The 4,477-nt window shown below is 44.9% G+C and carries 3 protein-coding genes; all 3 read left to right on the forward strand.

Annotated features, from left to right (window positions below; genetic code table 11):
• Positions 1-277: hypothetical protein (locus BN202_RS05345; RefSeq protein WP_198005539.1), on the forward strand; the 277-nt coding region annotated here is incomplete at its 5' end.
• A gap of 104 nt (positions 278-381) precedes the next feature.
• Positions 382-2,985 (forward strand): ATP-dependent chaperone ClpB, encoded by a 2,604-nt coding sequence (gene clpB / locus BN202_RS05350; RefSeq protein ID WP_019219574.1) that lies wholly within the window; start codon positions 382-384, stop codon positions 2,983-2,985.
• 1,190 nt (positions 2,986-4,175) lie between these two features.
• Positions 4,176-4,477 (forward strand): hypothetical protein (locus tag BN202_RS05360; RefSeq protein ID WP_019219578.1); only part of this gene is annotated, 302 nt, incomplete at its 3' end.

Consider the following 4,477-nt stretch of genomic DNA (forward strand, 5'->3'; position numbering starts at 1 on the left):
GCTGTTGGTGGGTGATGGGATGCTTGTGGGTGTGCTGGCTGCTGGTGGGTGTGGTGATGGTGGATGTGTGGGGTGCGTGGGGAAGTATGGTGCCGGTGTGGTTGGTGAGGTGGTTGGTGCGGTGGCGATGCAGGTGTTGGGTGCATGGCTGATGGGTGGGGTATGCTGGGGTGTTTTGGGGACAGGAATCTGCTGGGGTGTGCTTTTGTTGAAAAATAACAGCACATCTTGCTTGCCCTCTTGCTATGGAGCTTTTGAGAACCCATATTCCCTTTAGCACGACGGTTATTCTTCATGCTGCGGGCAGTGTTTGTGAGCTGCTACTTCCTTGGCTTAGTGCTTGGGGGAGCTAAAGCGCGGTGGTGCAAGAAAGGAAAAAAAATGAACCTAGAAAAATATAGCGAACGGTTGCAAGGTTTTTTACAAGCAGCACAAAATCATGCCCTCTCTTCTGATCATCAGCAATTTATGCCAGAGCACCTTCTCAAAGTCTTATTAGAAGATTCTCAAGGATTGGCAGCCTCTCTTATCCAAAAAGCCGGTGGTGATCTCTCTGTTATTCAAAAGGAGCTGACGCAAGCATTCGAGGCTCTGCCAAAAGTGCAAGGCGGTAATGGACAACTCTATCTCGCCCAGCCCTTGGCTAAAGTCTTTACACTGGCTGAAGATCTGGCAAAAGGCGCCGGTGATCAGTTTGTGACCGTGGAGCGTTTATTACAAGCACTGATTATGGAAAAATCTGCAAAAACAGCCGACATTCTCACAAAATCAGGATTAACCCCGCAAGCGCTTAATCAAGCGATTAATACGCTGCGTAAAGGAAAAACAGCAACAAGCCCCCATGCTGAAAGCCAATATGAGGCTTTGCAAAAATATGCCCGTGATTTGACAAAAGATGCACGCGAGGGAAAGCTCGACCCTGTCATTGGACGTGAAGAGGAAATTCGTCGCACCATTCAGGTGCTCTCTCGGCGTACCAAAAATAATCCTGTGCTCATCGGTGAACCAGGAGTGGGAAAAACCGCTATCGTGGAAGGGTTGGCTCTGCGCATTGTTAATGGCGATGTGCCAGAAACTTTGCGCGATAAACAGCTCTATGCCCTCGATATGGGAGCGCTTATCGCAGGGGCAAAATATCGCGGTGAATTCGAGGAACGTCTCAAGGCTGTTTTGGCGGAAGTGCAAGCCGAAAATGGACAGATCATTCTCTTTATTGATGAATTGCATAATCTGGTCGGGGCTGGAAAATCCGATGGCCCTATGGATGCTTCTAACTTGCTCAAACCTGCTCTTGCCCGTGGAGAGCTCCATTGTGTGGGGGCCACAACTTTGGATGAATATCGCAAATATGTCGAAAAAGATGCCGCTCTTGCAAGACGCTTCCAACCTGTCTTTGTGCCAGAGCCAAGCCTTGAGGATACTATCTCTATTTTGCGCGGCATTAAAGAAAAATACGAACAACATCATAAGGTGCGCTTGGCCGATAGTGCCTTGACCGCTGCAGCAAGGTTGTCTTCCCGTTATATTACGGACCGTTTCTTGCCCGATAAAGCCATTGACCTCATAGATGAGGCAGCAGCACGCTTGCGTATGCAGGTCGATTCAAAACCTGAAGAACTCGACGCTATTGATCGGCGTATCTTGCAGCTGAAAATCGAACGAGAGGCTTTGAAAACCGATGTGGAGCCAACGGCAAAAGAACGACTCAAAACCGTGCAGAATGAACTGAGTACATTGGAACAACGGTCGAGAGAGATGACAATCGCTTGGCAGGCGGAGAAACAAAAATTAGGACATGCTGCCGATTTGAAAAAACAACTCGAAGAAGCACGCAATGCCTTGGCTATTGCACAGCGTGATGGACAATTCCAAAAAGCCGGTGAACTTGCTTATAGCGTTATTCCTCAGCTCGAAAAACAATTGAGTATTGCTGAAAATGATGACCAGCAAAATCATCTCGTCGAAGAAACAGTCACCGCTGAACATGTGGCACGAATTGTTTCTCGCTGGACTGGAATTCCGGTTGATCGTATGCTTGAGGCAGAACGAGAAGCGCTTTTGCGTATGGAAGACGAAATTAGCAAACGTGTGGTGGGGCAAGGTGAAGCTGTACAGGCTGTCTCCCGTGCTGTGCGCCGTGCCCGTGCGGGCCTGCAAGATCCCAATCGCCCACTGGGTTCTTTCATGTTTTTGGGACCTACCGGTGTGGGAAAAACCGAGCTAACAAAGGCGCTTGCCGCTTTTCTTTTCCAAGATCCCAATGCAATGTTGCGCATCGATATGTCTGAATATATGGAAAAACACGCCGGTGCACGCCTGATTGGTGCTCCCCCTGGATATGTGGGATATGAAGAGGGTGGTGTGCTGACTGAAGCTGTGCGTAGAAGACCCTATCAAGTCATTCTCTTTGACGAAATAGAAAAAGCACATCCTGATATTTTTAATCTCTTGTTGCAAGTGCTTGACGAGGGACGCTTAACCGATAGTCAAGGACGTACCGTCGATTTTCGTAACACTTTGCTGATTATGACCTCCAATCTTGGTGCTGAATTTTTAACCGCTTTGCCTGACGGACAAACAACCGATCAAGCAAAAGACGAGGTGATGAATGTTGTTAAGGCAGCGTTTCGTCCCGAATTTCTCAACCGTGTTGATGAGATTATCCTCTTTCAACGGTTGCAACGGAAAGATATGGAAGCTATCGTTGATATTCAAATACAATATTTGCAAAATTTGCTCAATGAACGCAAAATAACTTTGCACATCAAACCAGAAGTACGCCAATTCCTTGCCGATAAAGGCTATGATCCTCTCTATGGGGCACGACCTCTCAAACGTATTATCCAAAAAGAAATTCAAGACCCAATGGCGGAAAATATCCTGTTTGGAAAAATTCATGATGAAATGGCAGTGACAATTGCAAAAGAAGACAACCAGTTGGTCTTTTTGCCTGAAACCGAAAAAATAACAGAAATTAAAAAATAACAACTCAAACATAAAGCGGAAAACAGAAAGGAAAAGCTGCCCATGGGGGGTGGGCTGTGCGCGTGTGGTGGATATTCTTATGAGGCAGATAAAAATGCTTATTAAGAACAGATAAAAGCTTGACAAGGTTAATCTAAATCAGTATCATAATGACACAATCGGAATTGTGCGTTTTTACCAAGCAGACAGATTGATGCTGGTAAGCGCATAAGTGTTTGTAAGTTGCGGTTTGCTCAAAAAAAATTTCTCTAGAGTCAAATCTTCTCCTATTCAATATCTTGAGAGAATGAGAGAAATTATTAGCCTCTAAGGCGGCAGAGAAGGAAATTATCCATTCCTCTTCCTTATGGCTTACTTTCGTTGCACCTATCAGCTGAAATTCAATATCCTATCCAAGAGTCTTGTGTTTTTTCTCTTCTGGAAATGCTCTTTGCCTTTGCAAATTACTGGACAAAGTAGAGAACGCTTTAAAAGCGTTCTATGGGCAAAAGATTGTGCCAAAAAGAATGTTTAAGCCATCTTTGACTGATTTGTGCAGCGTAAACAATGCTTTGCTGGGTGATGAGAGGGTGAGGGAGATCAAGTTTTTTGTTTTTAAGAAAATCCCCAATTAAGAAGACGCTTGGCTTTCTTGTTTTTTCATTTATTGTCTGTGGGCGGTATGAAAACATTTTGTTGAGATTTAGTGGTTGATTTTGTTCATGAAATACAATCTGCTATATTTTACCCAGTGGTGGAAGAGAACTTTTGTCATGTTTTTGGGGGCTGCAGAGAGTGCCTTTCTGGTTCTTTAGTAAAAATGCTCTTGTTATTCTTTATGCGGGGGGCTCTTCTTAAAGGCGTTATGGCTCTTTGACCTTTTATGCTTCCTTTGTTGGCGATGCTCCTTTGTTGGAAGGAATGGGTAAGATTTGTCCATTTCTTTGAAGACTGGAGAGGGGCATTGGGATGAGAGGGAGAGGCTCGTGATCAAAAGGCAAAGAATTTTCGTTCAATTCTCCCGTAAAGAATGCACCAAAATGTGCCCATTATACCCTGCTATACAAAGAGAGTTTGCGAGGGTTTGAATGATCCAATGGGTCTTTATTTTGCATCAAAAGGTTCTTTTCTGTTTTTGAAATTTTGTGGTTGGTTTTTATGCTGTTTTTATGTCGTGGGGTGCTCTTCTCTTTCTTTAAAGGAATAGAATGATGGCGGATAAATCTTGTCTTCCTTTACGCCGAAGAGGGCGTCCTAAAGGAGCTTTGAATAAAACAACAAGGCGCTTTAATGAAGCCCTGCTTACTGCTGCTGAACAAGCGGGATATCATTATGGTGAGGATGGGCTGGTGTCTTACCTTCAATATCATGCATTGAATAATCCTGTGCCTTTTTTTTCACTGCTGGCAAAGGTGTTGCCTCTACAGGTGACGGGGGATGCGGGGGGTGATGTTAAAACCATTTCACGGGTTGAAATTGTTCCGGTGAGAGCAAAGGATACAGTGTCTTTGGA

It is taken from the genome of Bartonella florencae (assembly GCF_000312525.1).
Taxonomy (GTDB): Bacteria; Pseudomonadota; Alphaproteobacteria; order Rhizobiales; family Rhizobiaceae; genus Bartonella; species Bartonella florencae.